This window comes from Enterococcus termitis, from assembly GCF_001730305.1.
GTDB classification, from domain to species: domain Bacteria; phylum Bacillota; class Bacilli; order Lactobacillales; family Enterococcaceae; genus Enterococcus_L; species Enterococcus_L termitis.
The window spans coordinates 232326-250433 of the sequence record NZ_MIJY01000023.1 but is presented as its reverse complement, the minus strand read 5'-3'; the positions used below and the strand labels follow the sequence as shown (position 1 = coordinate 250433).

The following is an 18108-nucleotide window of genomic DNA, read 5'->3' as shown; positions in this document are numbered from 1 at the left end:
TTCTTTTTCAGATAACACGAAAAAAACCGAGATAAAGCAAAAAATGCTTCATCCCAGTTTTTTATCGTTTATTCGAAGTAATATCTAGTCAGTTCTAATGCGTTACGTTCCATAATACAGGTTCCATATTCATTTAACGTTTCAGGAGTGACGTTTGATAAGTTAGCAAATTCCAATAGTTGCGCCAACTCATTTTCTACATCATTTTTTCCTAATTCATCTAGCAAGAAAATCACTTGCAGATAGTACGTTCCTTTAAATGTATACAGATTTGCTACTACAGATTGTAAATAAACTTCATTTGCTAATTGAACCATCGTATCAAAATCATTAAGCTCAAATACTAAATTTTTCACTGTATTATCAGAAAATTCTTGTGTATCATCAGAAAAATCATCTTCTATTTGTTTTCGGATTATATTACTCACTTCTTCTGAATTTAAATCATTAAAATTTTCAAAATTTGAAACGTCATCCATCGAAGCATTTTTACTAATAAAAAGTTCTAAACCATCACTTTTTGGCAGAACCTGAAAGGTAACAGCTTCACTGCCCTGAAATTCATCTTCCACATCAACTTCTTCTAGAATACTGTAGAAAAAATTCTCTACCTCTTTGTGATTGCCAAGTAAATCTAAAAATGTAATTCCTCGGTCAGCCAGATCTTCATTGCCAATCAATACACGTATAGTATTTTCATTGATATGTTCCATTTCCATGTCGCTACACCTCACTTTTGCTAATCAGGAAACTTATTCTTACGTACATTGTAGCGGAATCACGCCAAATGTAAAGGGAAAAGTAATAATATTTACAAATAAACTGTGGTCTTATTCTTTTTCTTAATACTTGTATTGTTTCTATGTCTATTTTTCTTAGTTCTGCTTATGCTATGTAATATAGTAGAAAAGAAAAACCTCTGCCCCAAGGACAAAGGTTCTCCTTAAATTTTATAAACCTGCCATCAATTGCGCTTGACGTAATTCTAACTGCCGAACACCACGAGGCAAGAAACGTCGAATTTCATCCTCATTAAAACCAACCTGTAATCTTTTTTCATCAATCATTATTGGTCGACGCAACAATCCAGGATTCTCTTTAACTAGTTCTAACAAATCTTGTAAAGGCAATTCATCCAAATCCATATTAAGTTTTTGGAAAACTTTAGAACGAGTAGAGATAATCTCTTCTGTACCATCTTCTGTCATTCTCAAAATTGCTTTCAGTTCAGAAATATTCAATGGTTCTGAAAAAATATTTCTTTCTTTGAATGGAATCTCGTGTTCTTGCAACCATGCACGAGCCTTACGGCAAGACGTACAACTTGGGGAAGTATAAAGTGTCAACATGTGCATCACTCCTTTTTGTGATTAGAATCACTTTTTTAAAACAGGAATTCAAACTGTTTTCCTATTTAGAGTAAGTATACCCAATTTCTAATAAAATTACTAGGTCTTTTTTGTAAAAAAAGCATAGTTTTTTCTTTTTTTTACGTTTTTTTATTAATAAACAACGAAATATCCTTACTTTGACACACTTTTATATAGCGCTTTCACCCATCGTGAAAATAGTACAGTTTTAAATTTTCACTAACCTGTACTAGTCTAAAAATTATGACAATTTATTTTTTTGCTTGTTTCCCTGTTTTTTTCCTCTTTTAGTTGTATAATAATAACAATAACGTTTATTAATTGATTAAGGTGGTTACTCTAATGGAAACAATTTTTTCTGGCATACAGCCAAGCGGAATACCAACGATCGGCAATTACATTGGTGCGATGAAGCAATTTGTGGATTTGCAAAATCAGTATGATTGTTACTTTTGTATCGTTGATGAACATGCAATCACTGTACCGCAAGATCCCATCAAACTGCGTCAGCAAATTCGCGGCTTAGCGGCTTTGTATTTAGCAGTTGGTTTGGACCCTAAAAAAGCAACAATCTTTATTCAATCTGAAGTATCCGCTCATGCTGAAGCTGCTTGGATCATCCAATGCAATACGACGATCGGTGAATTAGAGCGAATGACTCAATTTAAAGATAAATCCCAAAAAAATGGACGAACTGGTGTCAGTGCAGGACTTTTAACTTATCCTCCATTAATGGTAGGAGATATCATTTTGTACAACGCTAACCTCGTTCCTGTCGGTGATGACCAAAAACAACATTTGGAATTAACCAGAGATTTTGTTGAACGCTTCAACAAACGCTACGGACAAAAGAATCAAGAACTTTTAGTGATGCCTGAAGTAAAAATCGCTGAACAAGGCGGACGTGTGATGAGTCTTCAAGATCCAACCAGTAAAATGAGCAAATCAGACACAAATGCTAAAGGGTTTATTTCAATGCTTGATGAGCCAAATGTGATCCGTAAAAAGATCAAGTCTGCTGTCACTGATTCAACAGGGATTATCGAATATGATCCGGAAAATAAACCGGGAATCTCAAACCTATTAAGTATTTTCTCAGCTGTCACTGGTCGCCCAGTTGCAGAGCTAGTATCCGCCTATGAAGGAAAAGGCTATGGCGATTTCAAATCAGATTTGGCAGAAGCTGTCGTTGATTTATTAGAGCCCATTCAAATACGCTACAATGAACTATTAGCTTCAGATGAATTAGATGAAATTCTTGATGAGGGCGCTGATAAAGCTCGTCTAGTTGCTAATAAAACCTTGCAGCGGATGAAAAATGCCATTGGTTTAGGTAGAAAATCACGTAGATAACATTTTTATTTCATCAACCTCCAAACCAAGCGAGGGCAACGAAAAATACCCCTGAGGGTGCTCGCCTTCAGGGGTATTTTAGTTTAGTTAATTAATCGCGAAATTGTGCATCGTGTAAGCGACGATAGTGTCCACCTTTAGCAAGCAACTCTTCATGAGTGCCAACTTCTAAGATGCCCTTATCACTGACTACAACAATCCGTGTCGCATGTTTGATAGTTGCCAAACGATGGGCAATGATCATAGTTGTTCTACCTTCTGCTAAAGAATTCAATGACTCCTGGATTACTTGTTCTGTTTCAGTGTCCAATGCCGATGTTGCTTCATCTAAAATCAAAATCGGCGGATTTTTTAAGAACATACGAGCAATCGCCACTCGCTGTTTCTGTCCACCAGACAGCTTAACCCCACGTTCTCCGATCATAGTATCAAGTCCATCAGACATTTGCTCCACTACTTTTTCTAAATGAGCCAATTGCATAGCATTTTGGATCTCTTCTTCTGTCGCATCTAATTTTCCGTATGCGATATTCTCTCGAATCGTTCCGGGGAATAAGAACACGTCCTGTTGCACGATACCGATTTGATTTCTTAAAGAAGCCAGTGTCATCTCTTGGATATTTATTCCATCAATCGTAATATTTCCTTCACTGACTTCATAAAAACGCGGTAATAAATTACATAGTGTTGTTTTCCCTGAACCGCTTTGACCAACAAACGCGACTGTTTCACCAGGTACAATATGCAGATCGATATGATTTAAGACTTTTGAAGAGTCCGCATAAGAAAATGACACATCATCATAGATGATATCTCCCTTCAAATGATCAACTGCAACGGCATTTGGCTTATCTACAATCGCGGGCTTTTTATCGATTTCTTCTGTGAACCGTTTGAAACCGGCAATGCCTTTGGGATAGCTTTCAATCATATTATTGACCTTCTCAATCGGACGAACAAAGACGTTAGCCAATAAAATAAATCCGACAAAGTCCCCATTTGTAATTTCACCGTTGATTGTATAATATGCACCAAAAATAAGTGTAAACAAATTGATCAAACGAATAAGGAAATAATTATATGCAGAGCTGATTCCCATTACTTTATAAAACAAAATCTTTGATTGACGATACGTTTGGTTCAAGCCTTCAAAACGTTGCCGCTCAAAAGGTTCATTTGCAAAAGACTGTGTCACACGAATACCGCTGACAGAAGCTTCGACACCAGCGTTGAACTCGCCTAAGTTATCATAAATTTTAGTATTGACCTTCGTCATTTTCTTATTAAAGAAAACCAAAGCTACCGTTATAAAAGGTAGAACAATAAATGTTGCCAATGCTAATTGCACATGGATACGAAGCATTAAATAAAATGAACCGACCAATGTCATCACTGTAATGAAGACATCTTCCGGACCATGATGGGCAACCTCTGAAATCTCGAATAAATCCGTTGTTAAACGACTCATCAATTTCCCGGTCTTTTGATTATCATAATACTCAAAAGGCTGTGTTTGCAGATGACTATACAGCTCTCTTCGCATATCTGTTTCAATATTTACCCCAAGCTTATGCCCGAAAAATACAACAATGTACTGCAAAAAAGTATTTAAAATATAAAACAACAGCAGGCCCACACAAGCCAGCCCAATCAAACGGAAATTTCCTTTTGGCATGATTTTATCTATCACTTGATTCACTACAACCGGGAACGCCAACTCCAACAATCCTGCTAAAACAGCGCAGGAAAAATCTAAAATAAATAAGTGCTTATATGGTCGATAATAACTAAAAAATCGTTTTAACATAAACTCCCTCTTTCTTTGATAACTCTTATATATTATACGCAAAGAATCATCTTGATGCAAAGTTTGAAAATAATTGTTTATTTGATAATAAAAGAGAAAAATTTGATTTAAAAATGAATAATATCACAAATTAAAGAGATTATACCCCGATAAACGTGATTAAATGAATTAAATAAATCGTTATTAGTTATTTTTAAATATAAAATAGTACATATTTTAAACAAGATAACCTCTATAAAAAAATGCAAACATTGAACAAACAAAATAGAGTGATGCTTTTTTTTTAGGAGCACGATCAAAATACATATTTACAGACGACACGGTGCGTTGAGAAAAAGAATCTTAGTAAGAATTTTCATTTTTTCTCCGCTAAAGTAGCAAGTGATTCGCAGTGAACAGATCAATAAATTTTGAAAAATCGACTTTAGACTTACTATTTTGAACATTTTGCTTTCTGTTATTTCAATTACTTGAAAAGAATCAAGGGATTTGTTAAGTTATATACATACATGTACATCATTGCTAAACACCGATATGTTGCTTATGTCTTGGGGAAGATAGGCCTAATCGGTGTTTCTTTTTGCTTTTAACTAATTTAGAACTGTCCCAGTAACGAATAATCGCATATACAGCGCCATTTTTCTCATCTAGATTAAAAATTTCTTTCTGTTCATTTGTTGGAAAGTCCGCTACAATGAAAATGAGTTTGAAAAAATTTCTGAAAAAATAGTTAGGAGTGCAATTTTTTTAATGAAAACCATTGTTTTTGATGTGGATGATACGATCTATGACCAGCAACAACCATTTAGAAATGCGATCAATTCTGTCTTTCCTTCTGTGAAACCGACCGATATGCATGAACTGTATATTCGATTCCGTTTTCATAGTGACGAAACATTCCCAAAAGTAATGTCTGATGAATGGACACTCGATTTTATGCGTTTTTATCGAATCGATGAATCACTAAAAGATCTCGGTTATCCTGCCGTTACGACAGAAGAAGGAACCACTTTTCAAAAAATTTATGAAGACGAGTTAGATAATATCGTCATGCATCCAGAGGTAAAAAAAGTCTTTGATTTCTTAAAAGAAAAAAATATCCCGATGGGAATCATTACAAATGGACCTACAGATCATCAATATAAAAAAGTAAAACAGCTTCAGCTTGAACAATGGGTTCCAACTGATAATATTATCATTTCTCAAAGTACTGGGTTTCAAAAACCAGAAAAAGAGATCTTTGATCTAGCTGCGAAAGAGTTTTCTATGGAAGCAGAACATACGCTGTACGTCGGTGACAGCTTTGAAAATGATATTGCCGGTGCTAAAAATGGTGGTTGGAAATCATTGTGGTTCAATCATCGTCTACGGGCAATTCCAACAAACGAAACGCCGACACATCTTCATGAAGTCACATCATTTGATGAATTATTTCCAGTTATTCGTTCCCTTTTTTCATAGTATCAGATAGGTAAATCGACTAATTATGTTCTACGCTCCACTTGTGAATAGGCACTGCTACAAGGCAAAAGAGTTCGAGAAAACGCGACTAGTTCCTAGAAATAACAAGAACTATAGAGAGCGGGACAAAACTAAAAATTCGTTTTGTTTCGCTCTCTAAACCCGAATAAACGGCGAGAAAAAAGCAGCTCCTTCGGAAATAAGCCAAAATTCACAAAAATTTGAAGAACAATTTTCGTGAATTTTGGCTTATTTCTTGGAGCTAAACGCTTTTATCTCAGCCTCATAGTTTATTCTCCGATGCTTAAAATCGCCCGAATGTCTTCTTCTGTCATTTTAGCTAATTGCTCCTCATTTCCTTGAATGACTTTCTGGAACAATTCTCGTTTTTCTTGTTGTAACGAGTTCATTTTTTCCTCAACCGTTCCTTCAGCGATCATTCGCCAAACCTCAACGACGTTTTTTTGACCGATTCGATGTGCACGTCCTGCCGCTTGTTCTTCTACAGCCGGATTCCACCAAAGGTCATAAAGAATGACGGTATCTGCTCCAGTTAAATTCAACCCAGTTCCACCAGCTTTTAGTGAAATCAAAAAGATATCCTTTTCTCCTGCATTAAATGCATCTGCCATCTCCATACGCTCTTTGGGCTTAGTACTCCCTCTCAAATAAAATGTGGTCAAGCCTAGCTCATGCAGCTCTTTTTCAATGATCGAAAGCATACTGGTGAACTGAGAAAAGAGCAACACGCGGCGATTGTTTTCTTTTGCGGCGACCAGTAAATCTTTTACTTGCTCCAGCTTACCAGAGCCTCCTGTATAATCATCAATAAACAGACGAGGATCACAACAAATTTGACGTAGTCTAGTTAAACCGGCTAAAATACTCAAACGATTTTTCTTAAAGGCATCTTGGTCCATTTGGCTGACATCTTCCTGCATTTGTTTAAGGTAAGCAAGATAAACCGTTTTTTGTTCTTCAGTCAAAACGCTGTATAAGTTACTTTCAATTTTTTCAGGTAAATCCTTAAGAACAGTTTGTTTATCTCTCCGTAAAATAAACGGCTGGATCATTTTGGCAATTTCTTCCGGTTTCATTGCTCTAAACAATGTTCTCGTTGGAAACAGTCCAGGCAAAATCATCTGAAAAATCGACCATAGCTCATCCAAATTATTTTCAATCGGTGTTCCGCTTAAGGCAAATCGCTGTGGAACCGTCAAGCTTTTTAATGCTTGAGCAGTTTTAGTTCCACTATTTTTTACCATCTGCGCCTCATCTAAAATTAAATAACCTAGCTCCAACTTTTGATACATTTCGATATCCTGTCTCAAACTTGCATAGGAAGTAATCAAAACATCTAATCCTGCTTGAGTAGCACTGTTTTCACGTTCATTTTTATTTCCAGCCACTACTGCTGCATGTAAAGTCGGCGCAAACTTCTTAATTTCTGCTGCCCAGTTATAGATTAAACTTGCAGGCGCTACGATCAAAGCGGGCCCCTTTTGTTTGTTTTCTTCTTTTTCAGAAAGTAAATATGTGATCGTCTGCAACGTTTTCCCTAGCCCCATTTCATCGGCTAGTATTCCGCCAAACTGATAATAACTCAACATCTTAAGCCATTTAAACCCATCGATCTGATAAGAGCGTAAGGTTGCTTGAATATTCGTTGGCAGACTTGCTTCAAAATTTTCTGGATGAGTCAAATTCGTAACCATTTCTTTAAAAGAGTCTGAAAAATGAGCACGTGAATTGTTTTCCAGCATATTTTCGATCATCAGACCTTGATTTCTAGGAACTTGGATCGTCCCTTGCACATTTTTCATATTTTGTCTCAACAAGGTCAGTATCTCACTTGTCTGTTGGAATTCTTCAGAATCAAATGCAAGGACTTCTCCTGATTCTAATGTATAAAACCGATCATTTCTCAATAAGCTTGCCAATACTTCATCAATTTCCTGCTCACGAATTCCAGTAATATCAAATCGGACATCCAGCCAAGAATCTGAATCTGAAACTTCGATCATAGGCTGATGATGCTGGGCATCTAAAAATAATTCGCGCAGCTTTTTGCCCATTCGAACCTCACCAAGACGGCGAAAAGCTGGAATTTCTGCTTTAAAAAAGTAGTACAATCTTTCACCGGCAGGTAATGGTTTTTCATACCCAGTCGAGTTCTTTTGGTAGCCAAATGTTGCTAACTGTTCTAATACGTCTTGTTCTTTTTGGCTATCACGAATAACTTCTTGATTTTCTTTGGACAATACAGAATGCGCTGTATCAGTTGAAAAGACAACGTCACCGTACATAAAATCAATTCGTACTTTGATCATACCTTTGATTTTTCGAAAAACAAACATCGTCTCTACTGCATGATATACAACTTCTTGAGCAACTTCATCGCTGACATTAACTGTACCGATTTTCTCTAATAATGGCAAAACTGAACCAAAAAGATCAGATAATTCTGGTTTTTCATAAATGATCTCTGGTTTTTCGATCCGTTTCAATAATTGAAGCAAGGTCGAGTAGATTGTTTCTTGCTCCTGTGTAAAAATGAACACTTGATCATGGCTGATCCCCCACTGGTAGTGAGCTAAAAAAGTGGTGATTTGATCTGTGATTGTTAATTTATATTTGATGTCAACTTGTTTGCTGACATCAAATAGAATCGGTAATACGCCTTTCAAAAAGGTTAAATGACGGTATTTCTTTTCGCCATCATTTAATTGAAAATGCGGAATACGGTTCATTTTTTCAAGCAACTCTTGCCCTTGATCGATTGGTAAAACGAGATAACGTTTATCGATCTTTCCTTTTACTTGAACACCATTTGATCCTAGTAATTGGCTGGTTTGATAAACAGCAGCCAACTGCGTCAATAGCTCTTGAACCTCGATCGTAAATGCTTCTTTTTTTAAGTCAAAGTAATGCTGCTTATTGATCAAGAAGGTCGCTTCTTTTTGATACGCTTGTAAAAATTCTCCAATGTTTTTAATGATGTAAGTCTTTGGTTTAACGCCTTGATAGCCTAGTCGAAGCGAAATACCTAACACTGCTAATTCGGGATAATAGCTATTCGTTTCAATAACATCAGCAAGTGCTTCAATAATCAGAGGAGTTCTTTGCTCATTTTCTTCTGACTGATTTAGTTTAGCGAAGCCTTTAGTGAACATTTCTGAAATTGACACGGATCGTTTTTCAAAAACAGGTACTTGATCTGCTTTGATGATTCTTGATGTTCCTTTTTGCCGTAAAGATAACTCGACAGCCACTGTATGTTTACAGTAACCGTGATCCATCCAATAGGGACATTCACAAATATCATTTTCTTTAGCAGTGCCGTCTAATTGAACACGGTATAATTCACTTCCTAATACTTCTGCATGCCAAAGTTTTTTTTCTGGATCTTGAACGATCGAGAGAACCCGGCCTTCTTTCATATATTCTCTACCGCGTTCCACAATTCGTTCTGGAATACTCCATTTCATCGTTTCACCTCCTAATTTTCCTATGCTGTTTGATAGGTTACTTGGCTTTGTCCATTGCCATTCGTCTTAATTTGTAATTGCTGCGGGATTCTTGCTTTTAATTCACTTACATGACTAATAATACCGATCATTCTTCCTTCGTTTTCTATTGTTTCCAGTGCTTCCATCGCCATCTCCAACGCTTCTTCGTCTAAAGAGCCAAACCCTTCATCGATAAATAATGCTTCGATCACCACGCCGCCAGCTTGTTCTTGGATCACCTCTGCTAAAGATAATGCCAGCGCCAATGCTGCAATGAAACTTTCACCGCCCGATAAGGTATGGGCGCTACGGCTAGTTCCAGCGTTATCATCATAGACATTGATTTCAAGCCCGGTTTGATTTTTATAACTGCCTGATCCTTGATCCAATTCAAATTGATAACGATTATTCGTCAGCAAGCTTAAACGTTGATTGGCCACAGTAAGGACCTCCTCTAAATAGGTTTGAAGTACATAACGTTCTAAGCTGGTTTTTCTAGGATTATCGCCATTGATCGTTGCAGATAATTGATGGAGTGCTGTAATTTCTTCCCATTTTTGTTCTACTGAAGCAATCAGTTCTTTGACTTGATTACAGATTTTTTCATTAGACTGGATTTTTTCCTGTTGCTGATAATACAACTCTTCTTTGGATCGAATCAAGCTAGATAATGAGTCGATTTCAGCTGTAATTTCAACTGTTTCAGGCTGTTCTTTCTCTTCCAATGTTTGCGCCAGCTCCGTTAATTGAAAAGCTAATTGCTCTTTCTTCTTATCAAAAGTGGTCAACTGTTCTGTAATTTCGTCTAGTTTAGGTACTTCTTTTATTAAAACACGCAAAATTTGTTCGTCAAAATTAAATGTTGATTTTTTTAGGGCAGCATTCAACTGCTTTTCTAATTCTTTTTGTTCCGTTAGATTTGCTGTTTTTTCATTGAGTAGGTGTTGCGCACTATTTACTAGAAGCAAACTGTTTTCTTTTATTTTCGACAATTCCGTCTCGATCCTCTTTTTCTGCGTTTCCCACTCAGCAACTTTTTGTTCCAATTGTTGCTTTTCAGTTAGAATTTCTGCTAATGAATCATCAGCATCTGATAATTGATTCGTAATTGTTTTGAGTTTTGTTTTTGCTTCTGTCTGTTCTTGCTGCTTCTCTTCCAACTGCTTTTCTTGTTGCTGGAGCACTGTCGATTGTTGCTTTACTTGAGCTTCTAATTCCGCAATTTTCGTTTTAGCGGTTTTGATCTGCTCAAATGATTGAATCAGCTGTTGTTCTGCCGTTTTGAGTTCAGCAATTCCATTTTCAATACCTTCTGCAGTGATAGGAGTCGCAAGTGTGATAAACGAACGTTGCTTCAAGGATTCAGTTAATCTGTGAATTTTTTCGTTTTGTTTCTCCCACGTTTTCACTAATTCTTTTTCTGCTATTTGTGCTTGGCTAACTTCTGATTGCAAAGTAGCTGTAAGTGCTTCTTGCTGCTGCGCTTGCTTTTCAAGCGTGTCTAATTGTGTGTCCATTGCTTGAATTTCTTCGATTGAATACTCTTGATGCTCATCTTGCTTTGGATGATCTGTTGAACCACAAACCGGACAAGGCTCACCAGCTACTAAAAGCAAGCTTAACCGACTGATTTGCATCTTGGCCCACTGGCTTTTTTGGGTTTTCACTTGCTCATACAGCGCTATTTTCATTTGCTCTGCGCTTTTCAATGCAGTTTCTTTTTCAAGAATTTCTTGTACAAGTCGTTCTTTTTTACGTTCTAGTTCTTCTTTGCTTTCCCAGTTCTCTAAAAATATCGACCACTGCTCTTGATTTTTCTCTAGTATTAATTGTTCTTTTTCATAGGTAGCTTGTTGTTCAATGATTTGAGCTTGTTTTTGGTATGCTTGATCAGTGAGCGTTTGTTGTTCCTTGATTTCTTTTAATTTTTTGGTGATTTCTTCTAATTCCGTCTGATTTTTTTCAATAGACTTTATTAACGTTTCTTTTTCTTCATACAAAGGAATTTGAAATTGCAGCTGATTTATTTTTTCTTTGATGATAGTCATAGTAGCTGCTTCGATTTCATTTTCTTGTTGTTTTTGTTCCCAATGCTGTTTTAATTCCTGTTGTTCTTCTTGTTCGGCTTGGTTATGTTGCAGTTGCTCACTATAAGTTGCTACAGCCTTACTCTTTTCATCGATTTTTTCAATCAAGCTTTGATGATTTTTAACCCATTGGAGTTGTTGCTCTTCGATTCGAAGCGTTTCAATCAATTCTGCTGTTTCATCTAGTTCTGCTTGTTGTTTTTTCAATTCTGCTTGTTTTGTAAAGGCATGGAGCAATTCTTCCATTTGGAATTTTTCTTGTTCTTTTGTTTGCTTTTGTTTTTCAAGCAAAGACAATGCTTTTTTTTCTGTTGCTTGTTTTTCCTGCATTTCTTTTTGTTGTCGTTCTAAGGCTTGTAATTGCTGTTCGACTGTTTGTGCTTCTATCTCTTCTTGCCAATAAAGTTGATCTAGTTTCGCTTCAATAGTCTGCTGAGTCGCTTCAATACCTTTATTGACAGTTTTCAGCTGTATTTTTAGCTGTTCATTCAGGGTTTGATACAAGCGTGTTCCAAATAGATTCCGTAAGACCTTTTCTTTATCACTACTATTAGCGATCAAAAATGTCCGAAATTCTCCTTGCGGCAAAAGAACAATTTGGGCAAACTGATTGGCATCCAAATGCAGTAATTCTTGTATAAACCCATCAACTTCTCGACGTTTGGTATATTCTCTAAGTTCCTTGCCCTTATGATCTTTAACGATCAGTGAGATTTTAGCACTTTGTACTCTTGTACCATCACCACGCTTTTTGAATAGCTCTTGTTCAGGTTTCCTTGTAATTTCATACAAATGCTCGCCATGAGAAAAAGCCAAACAAACTTCTGTTGGTTCTGATGGATCAGCAAATGTCGAACGCATTTCTTTTCCCTGCCGTAGCTTCCCAGAACTTTCACCAAACAGAGCATAGCTCATACCATCAAAAATTGTTGTCTTCCCCGCACCAGTTTTCCCGCTGATCAAAAATAAAGATGAATCTTCAAATGTACTAAAATCGATTGTCTCATCAATATAAGGGCCAAAGTTTTTCAATGTTAATGTTAATGGTTTCAACTTATTTCCCTCTTTCTATTTGATGGATTTCTGCTAAATTTTCTTTGATCCAGTCTTGTTGTTGTGCGGTCAGCTCTTCTCCAGTCACTTCTGAAAAAAATTGTTCGACCAGTTGTTTGGGTGCTAATGTTTTCAGCTCTGTTTTGACTGTTTTATTTTCATTGTGTTCTTCTCGTCCATATAATCGTTCAACACCAATGATTCTAGGATAAATCTGCCTTAACTGATTCATCATATTTGGAATCACTGCTCGATCAGTAAGCTTGACATGAAGAAAATCTTCTTTGCGAATCGATTCGTAAAATGCGGGTGAAATCAGGTCGGTAAAACTTCCTTCAATCTGAATAATATCTCTTAAAGGATGAATTTCCTTAAATTCAAGTAGCGGTTTTTGATTTTCTGTATCAACGATCCAGACCCCTTTTTTCTGATCGATCTCTGATAACGAAAATTTCAATGGTGAGCCGCTATATTTTGCTTGTTCTGCTTTTAGTGCATTTTTTCCATGGAGATGCCCTAAAGCGACATAATCAAATGCGTTCAAGACAGACAAAGGAACAGTATCTAATCCGCCAACCATCAATTTCGTTTCTGAATCCGTTTTTTCACTACCCGCTACAAAAAAGTGACTGACAAGAACTTGTTTTTTATCTAAATCAAAGTGTGTTTTCATCTCTTTCACAACTTCGTTCATTGCCTGCTCGATCGTTCTGATTTCGTCATTTTCAAAATACAAGCGTGCAGAAATCGGCTCAAAATACGGCAATAAAAAAAACTGCGTATTCTTCATCTCGATTGGTTGAAAAGCCTGATCCAAACGTGTATGCAAATAAAAATCAGACTGGACAAACCACGGTCCACCTGTTTCTAAACGAGTACTGCTGTCATGGTTACCGGAAATTGCCAGAACAGGAAATTTTTCTTGTAAATTCATTTCTATGACCATCTGATTAAACACTTCAATTGCTTCTACCGCCGGAACAGAACGATCATATAAGTCTCCTGCGATAACAATAGCATCCACCTTTTCAGCTTTTGCAATTTGCAGGATTTGTTGAAAGGCATCTTTTTGCTCCTCTAGTAAATCAAAACCATGGATTTTTTTGCCAATATGCCAATCGGCTGTATGTAAAAATCGCATCATTCCACCACCTAAAAAAGTCCTTCTTACTATTATACCAAATTTATGGAAAAAGATATCGGTCAAGTTATTGTAATTGATCATTTTTCTGTTATTTCTCACCAAATACAAAAAATCTCCTTTCACTTAGAAAATGGCAAGCAATTTCTGAGCAAATAGAAGATTTAAAAGAAGTAACTGTTCACTTACACAAAACAGCTCTGCTACGAGAAAAAATGACTAGTGAATAATAACGTGAATCTCTTTAAAATACCAAGAATCAATAGTTCAAAAAGCCAGAATAGTTTGAATTCAAAAGCTCTACATCTTCCCCATTATCGACAAGCTCTTGTACTCTGCATTCGCCCCAAATTGACATTGCAATCAAAATTTCTCTAAGGGATTTGCCCTCTTCTGTTAATGAATATTCCACTTTGGGTGGTACTTGCTTATAAACTTTTCTTGAAATGATTCGATCTTCTTCTAACTCTCTTAATTGCTGAACGAGCATTTTTTGGGTGATTGCTGGAATCATCTTTTTGAGCTCACCTGTTCTAGTTGGCCCATTTCCCAAGTGACATAAAATGATTGGTTTCCATTTTCCTTCGATGACGTCTAATGTTGCTTCAAGAGCCACGTGATAAATCTTTTTCATAGCAATCTCTCCTAACCTCTTTCAATTCACAATTGTTACTTTTTGGTTATTATATCACTTCAAAGTGCGTACTTGTTCTTTTTCATTCATGCTATATACTAGCACCTACAGAGAAGAAGGACAAAGGTCTTCTTCTCTAAACCTATAAAGGAGTGAAAAATATGTCCCAACAATTTTTATCCAGTTATTCGTTTGCCAATGGTTTAAATGTCAAGAATCGAATAGTAATGGCACCTATGACAACAATGTCTAGTTTTTATAATGGTATGGTCACCACCGACGAAATCGATTATTATGCCAAACGTGCTGGAGGTCCTGGAATGATCATTACCGGTGTCGCTAATGTCAGTGAGAGTGGAAAAGGATTTGAAGGCGAGCTATCTGTCACCTCTGACGCTATGATTCCAGGCTTAAAAAAACTTGCACGAGCTATCAAACAAGAGGAAACAAAAGCAATATTGCAAATTTTTCATGCTGGTAGAAAAACGAATAGTAAAATATTGCATAACGAACAACCAGTGAGCGCCAGTTCTCTAAAAGCTGACTATCCAGCCGACTCTGAGTTGCCTAAAGAACTGACAAATGAAGAAGTTCTTCAAATAATCGCAGATTTTGGCGAAGCAGCCCGTCGTGCTATTTTAGCTGGTTTTGACGGTGTTGAATTGCATGGTGCAAATACTTATTTGCTACAACAATTTTTCTCTGAAAATGCGAATCAACGGACAGATCAATGGGGCGGCTCTAGAAAGAAACGTTTGAATTTTGCATTAGCTGTAATTGATTCAGTTAAGCAGGCCGTTCAAAAATATACTGAAAAACCCTTCTTAGTGGGCTATCGAATTTCGCCTGAAGAAATTGAAACGCCTGGTATTCGTCTAGAAGACTCTTTATATTTTGTTGATCAAATCAAGGATAAAGTCGACTATATTCACTTATCTATGGGAAGCTATAAACGAACATCACTCAATGACAAAACCAACAAAAAAACATTGCTCTCTCAATTTGCGGCTAGAACAAAAGGAGTTACCCCATTAATCGGTATTGGCTCTGTTGAAGTCCCGGAAGATGCAAATCATGTTTTACACGATGGAGCGGATTTCGTTGCCATCGGCAGAGAATTGATCCGTGAACCTAAATGGGTCCAAAAAGTCGAAAGTGACGACATTGCTAGCATTCGAACAAGCTTAAGCCCCTTAGATATGGATGAATTGGCTATTCCAGCTGTCATGCAGGTCTATTTAATGGAATCATTCAAAAGTGTTATGCACTTTACTACTGATTCCGATGCTATTCAAACCTATGATACATCGTTAGCACCAATGGAAGGCTTTGAAAAAAAATTATAACCTATTGAATATAAAAGAACCAAAGCGAAGCGGCAGTGCCCAATCGCTTTGGTTCTTTTATTCTTTCACTTCGTATTTGAAGCTCGGATCGATTTCTTTATCCAATCCATCAAAAGCTGTTTGCATTCTTCGTTCGACTTCAGCAATGCCTTCTTTATCCATTTTAGAAATGTCGCTAACATCGATCGGCTCACCAAAACGCACCGTTACACGACGACGTTTGAATAAATCTTTCAACGTTAAAGGCCCTTGATAAACAGCCGGAACGATTTTGACTTTCGCCATTTTGGCAATCAATGCCACGCCACCTTTTAATTCAGAAGAGTGACGTGTTCCGCTTGGAAACATAACTAAACTCAAATCAGTACTTTTTAAACTTTTTACTGGAGTCTTGATTGCACTTGGTCCAGGTTTGTCACGATCGACCGGAAACGCATTCGCATGTTTTAAAATAAAGCTCAATACAGGATTTTTAAATAGTTCTTTTTTAGCCATAAAGCTGAATTTTTTAGGTGATCCGCCGACAGCTAAATAAAGCGGCTCCCACCAGGTTCTATGAGGTGCGACTAAAATATAATTTTCATTTTGAGGAATGCGGTCTTTTTTTTCATAGTGTGCATTGCCGTTGATAATAAATAATACAACCCGCACAACACCGCGCATGAATGTAAAAAACATAGTATTCTTCCTTTCTTTTCACTAGCTATAAGTATGCCGAAAACAATCGCTTTTGACAAGTCTTTTTCTGTAGTTTCCTACTAATCTTAATCGTAGTATAATACAAGGATATTGTAGATTCCATAAAAGAGCCTCTTATTTCTATAATCCGCAGATGTTCTTTCTATTTCATTATAATTACTATATAATCTAAGAAAACTGGAGGCATTCAAATGCTTAAATTCAAAAAAATGGATCGTAGTGAAAATGAAGACAAACTCATCAACCTACTTTCTGAAAATCAACTAGAAGAAAAACAGAAACCTACTGAAGATAATGTTGATTTTTCTTTAGCGCTCTATGAGAACGATACCTACATCGGCGGAATCACAGCAAACAAGTGGATGAATACGACCCATATTTCCTTGCTAGCCCTCAACAAGCCTTATCGTGGACAAGGTCTTGGAACACAGTTACTGAAAAAAGCAGAAGCATTTGCTGCCGAAGAAGGTTCATCTGTGATTACGATTCATACACAAGATTATCAAGCCAAAACCTTTTACGAACAATTTGGTTATCGTACTTTTGGAAAACTAGAAGATGTTCCGTTTAAAGGGACTTCAAAGTATTATTTGGTTAAACGAATATAAATATATTAAATTAAAAGGAATGATTCCTACATGTTATTACCCGGCGAACGAATCGATCAACTCTTTGCAAATGATATACAAATCATTCAAAGTAAAGAGGTTTTTTCTTTTTCGATCGATGCTGTTTTACTAGCAAATTTTCCTAAACTACCTAAAAAAGGTCTAATTCTCGATTTATGTGCAGGTAATGGTGCTGTTGGCTTATTTGCCAGCCGTCAAACCTCTGCCAAGATCGTACAAATTGAATTACAGCCCCGACTAGCTGATATGGGCCAGCGTAGTATTCAGCTCAATCAGTTGGAAGAACAAATGAATATGATCGAATTAGATCTAAAACTAGCAACAACAGCGGTCAAGCCAGATTCGGTTGACCTTGTGCTATGCAACCCACCTTACTTTAAAGAACTGCCGACAAGTCAAAAAAATCCCAATCCTCATTTAGCGATCGCTCGCCACGAAATCCATACGTCCTTGTCAGAGGTCATTAACGTTTCTTCCAAGCTATTAAAAACAAACGGACGTTTGGCGATGGTTCACCGACCGGATCGCTTTTTGGATATTTTACACGCAATGGAAGCAGCTGACATTGCGCCTAAACGGATTCGATTTGTTTATCCGAAAGTTGGAAAAGAAGCAAATACATTATTAATCGAAGGAATCAAGCAAGGGAAAAAAGATGGCTTTCGTGTCCTCTCACCATTGTTTACTTATGACGATCAAAGCAACTATTCACCAGAAATGAAGGCGATGCTTTATGGAAACTAATCATTATTTCTATGTTCTTCATTGCAAAGACGATACTTACTATGGCGGCTATACGACTGATCCAGCAAGGCGCTTAAAAGAACACAATAACGGGACTGGAGCAAAATATACACGCCTTCCCTCTCGCTTGCCGGCTGAAATGATCCATATCGAAAAATTTGCCAGCCGCAGTGAAGCGACAAAAGCTGAATATGCTTTTAAAAAATTGACTCGCAAACAAAAGATCTTATATTTAAGCAAAAAACATCCTTGACCCATACTTCGATCAAGGATGT

Annotated in this window: 14 protein-coding genes; 6 read left to right on the top strand and 8 right to left on the bottom strand. The window is 36.8% G+C overall.

Translation table 11 applies throughout. The features are described 5' to 3' along the window. Positions 1-68: 68 nt before the first annotated feature. Positions 69-719, bottom strand: coding sequence for an adaptor protein MecA (locus BCR25_RS11530; RefSeq protein ID WP_069663750.1), 651 nt, complete (start codon positions 717-719; stop codon positions 69-71). Positions 720-950: 231 nt separating this feature from the next. Continuing rightward, entirely contained in the window at positions 951-1349 is a 399-nt protein-coding gene (spxA, locus tag BCR25_RS11525) for a transcriptional regulator SpxA (RefSeq protein ID WP_010760718.1), read from the bottom strand. A gap of 363 nt (positions 1350-1712) precedes the next feature. Between spxA and trpS the strand changes: the two genes are divergently transcribed. Continuing rightward, entirely contained in the window at positions 1713-2723 is a 1011-nt protein-coding gene (gene trpS / locus BCR25_RS11520) for a tryptophan--tRNA ligase (protein ID WP_069663749.1), read from the top strand. Between the two features lie 91 nt (positions 2724-2814). Here trpS and BCR25_RS11515 read toward each other — a convergent pair whose 3' ends face one another. Next, entirely contained in the window at positions 2815-4530 is a 1716-nt protein-coding gene (locus BCR25_RS11515) for an ABC transporter ATP-binding protein (RefSeq protein WP_069663748.1), read from the bottom strand. Between the two features lie 750 nt (positions 4531-5280). On the opposite strand from BCR25_RS11515, the gene BCR25_RS11510 reads away from it, so the two are divergent. Continuing rightward, entirely contained in the window at positions 5281-5991 is a 711-nt protein-coding gene (locus BCR25_RS11510; protein WP_069663747.1) for an HAD family hydrolase, read from the top strand. Between the two features lie 290 nt (positions 5992-6281). On the opposite strand, the gene BCR25_RS11505 is transcribed toward BCR25_RS11510, so the two are convergent. From BCR25_RS11505 to BCR25_RS11490, 4 genes are all read right to left on the bottom strand, one after another. Continuing rightward, complete coding sequence (locus BCR25_RS11505) at positions 6282-9479, bottom strand: DEAD/DEAH box helicase (protein ID WP_069663746.1); 3198 nt, start codon at positions 9477-9479, stop codon at positions 6282-6284. Positions 9480-9499: 20 nt separating this feature from the next. Next, entirely contained in the window at positions 9500-12640 is a 3141-nt protein-coding gene (locus BCR25_RS11500) for an AAA family ATPase (protein WP_069663745.1), read from the bottom strand. Between the two features lies 1 nt (position 12641). After that, positions 12642-13781 (bottom strand): exonuclease SbcCD subunit D, encoded by a 1140-nt coding sequence (locus BCR25_RS11495; protein WP_069663744.1) that lies wholly within the window; start codon positions 13779-13781, stop codon positions 12642-12644. A 259-nt stretch (positions 13782-14040) separates the two neighbouring features. After that, complete coding sequence (locus BCR25_RS11490; protein ID WP_069663743.1) at positions 14041-14415, bottom strand: winged helix-turn-helix transcriptional regulator; 375 nt, start codon at positions 14413-14415, stop codon at positions 14041-14043. 161 nt (positions 14416-14576) lie between these two features. On the opposite strand from BCR25_RS11490, the gene BCR25_RS11485 reads away from it, so the two are divergent. Continuing rightward, complete coding sequence (locus BCR25_RS11485; protein WP_069663742.1) at positions 14577-15761, top strand: NADH-dependent flavin oxidoreductase; 1185 nt, start codon at positions 14577-14579, stop codon at positions 15759-15761. 57 nt (positions 15762-15818) lie between these two features. Here the strand turns inward: BCR25_RS11485 and BCR25_RS11480 are convergent, their stop codons facing one another. Further along, the gene (locus tag BCR25_RS11480) at positions 15819-16439 is read right to left on the bottom strand and encodes a lysophospholipid acyltransferase family protein (RefSeq protein WP_069663741.1); all 621 of its coding nucleotides are present in this window, start codon (positions 16437-16439) and stop codon (positions 15819-15821) included. 212 nt (positions 16440-16651) lie between these two features. On the opposite strand from BCR25_RS11480, the gene BCR25_RS11475 reads away from it, so the two are divergent. From BCR25_RS11475 to BCR25_RS11465, 3 genes are read left to right on the top strand one after another with little or no spacing between them, the layout of a single operon-like run. After that, a complete protein-coding gene (locus tag BCR25_RS11475) occupies positions 16652-17068 on the top strand; it encodes a GNAT family N-acetyltransferase (protein ID WP_069663740.1) in 417 nt (138 codons plus the stop codon). Positions 17069-17098: 30 nt separating this feature from the next. After that, on the top strand, positions 17099-17833 hold the full coding sequence (locus BCR25_RS11470; RefSeq protein ID WP_069663739.1) for a tRNA1(Val) (adenine(37)-N6)-methyltransferase: 735 nt from the start codon (positions 17099-17101) through the stop codon (positions 17831-17833). Next, complete coding sequence (locus BCR25_RS11465; protein WP_069663738.1) at positions 17823-18086, top strand: GIY-YIG nuclease family protein; 264 nt, start codon at positions 17823-17825, stop codon at positions 18084-18086. Before BCR25_RS11470 ends, BCR25_RS11465 begins: the two co-directional genes overlap by 11 nt. Positions 18087-18108 lie beyond the last annotated feature (22 nt).

Excerpts from the sequence above, each read along its gene's own strand:
- BCR25_RS11530 (WP_069663750.1), bottom strand. The coding sequence starts at position 719 with ATGGAAATGGAACATATCAATGAAAATACTATACGTGTATTGATTGGC.
- BCR25_RS11495 (WP_069663744.1), bottom strand. The coding sequence starts at position 13,781 with ATGCGATTTTTACATACAGCCGATTGGCATATTGGCAAAAAAATCCAT.
- BCR25_RS11485 (WP_069663742.1), top strand. The coding sequence starts at position 14,577 with ATGTCCCAACAATTTTTATCCAGTTATTCGTTTGCCAATGGTTTAAAT.
- BCR25_RS11490 (WP_069663743.1), bottom strand. The coding sequence starts at position 14,415 with ATGAAAAAGATTTATCACGTGGCTCTTGAAGCAACATTAGACGTCATC.
- BCR25_RS11510 (WP_069663747.1), top strand. The coding sequence starts at position 5,281 with ATGAAAACCATTGTTTTTGATGTGGATGATACGATCTATGACCAGCAA.
- BCR25_RS11505 (WP_069663746.1), bottom strand. The coding sequence starts at position 9,479 with ATGAAATGGAGTATTCCAGAACGAATTGTGGAACGCGGTAGAGAATAT.
- BCR25_RS11475 (WP_069663740.1), top strand. The coding sequence starts at position 16,652 with ATGCTTAAATTCAAAAAAATGGATCGTAGTGAAAATGAAGACAAACTC.
- BCR25_RS11470 (WP_069663739.1), top strand. The coding sequence starts at position 17,099 with ATGTTATTACCCGGCGAACGAATCGATCAACTCTTTGCAAATGATATA.
- trpS (WP_069663749.1), top strand. The coding sequence starts at position 1,713 with ATGGAAACAATTTTTTCTGGCATACAGCCAAGCGGAATACCAACGATC.
- BCR25_RS11515 (WP_069663748.1), bottom strand. The coding sequence starts at position 4,530 with ATGTTAAAACGATTTTTTAGTTATTATCGACCATATAAGCACTTATTT.
- spxA (WP_010760718.1), bottom strand. The coding sequence starts at position 1,349 with ATGTTGACACTTTATACTTCCCCAAGTTGTACGTCTTGCCGTAAGGCT.
- BCR25_RS11480 (WP_069663741.1), bottom strand. The coding sequence starts at position 16,439 with ATGTTTTTTACATTCATGCGCGGTGTTGTGCGGGTTGTATTATTTATT.
- BCR25_RS11465 (WP_069663738.1), top strand. The coding sequence starts at position 17,823 with ATGGAAACTAATCATTATTTCTATGTTCTTCATTGCAAAGACGATACT.